Raw genomic sequence first — 286 nt, 5'->3', positions numbered from 1 at the left:
CCGCGCGCAGCTGCACCTGGCGGCGCGCGGCGAAGTTCAACGGGCAGGTGCTGGTGATCGACAGCGCGGGACTGCCCAAGGATGCACAGCCGGCAATCGAATGGCGCGGGAACCTGGGACACCTGTCGGTCGGGGCGCACGCGGTGGAGGTGCGCGTGGCGGGGACCGGCAAGAATGTGTTCAGGCTGGGGGAGGCGGTGCGCTGAGCGCTTGCAAGCGGCTGCTCATGCAAACCGGGGCGGAACGATGCCAGTGGCAGGCACGACGGGTCAACGGCTGTGTGCCG

The 286-nt window shown here is 69.9% G+C and carries 1 protein-coding gene; it reads left to right on the top strand.

Translation table 11 applies throughout. The features are described 5' to 3' along the window. Positions 1 to 206 (top strand): hypothetical protein (locus ACNKXV_RS14545; protein ID WP_417908415.1); only part of this gene is annotated, 206 nt, incomplete at its 5' end. Positions 207 to 286 lie beyond the last annotated feature (80 nt).

Source organism: Christiangramia aquimixticola, assembly GCF_048285835.1.
In the GTDB taxonomy this organism is placed as follows: Bacteria; Bacteroidota; Bacteroidia; order Flavobacteriales; family Flavobacteriaceae; genus Christiangramia; species Christiangramia aquimixticola.
Note: the sequence above shows the minus strand (reverse complement) of the source record. Positions and strands in the feature narration are given on the sequence as shown.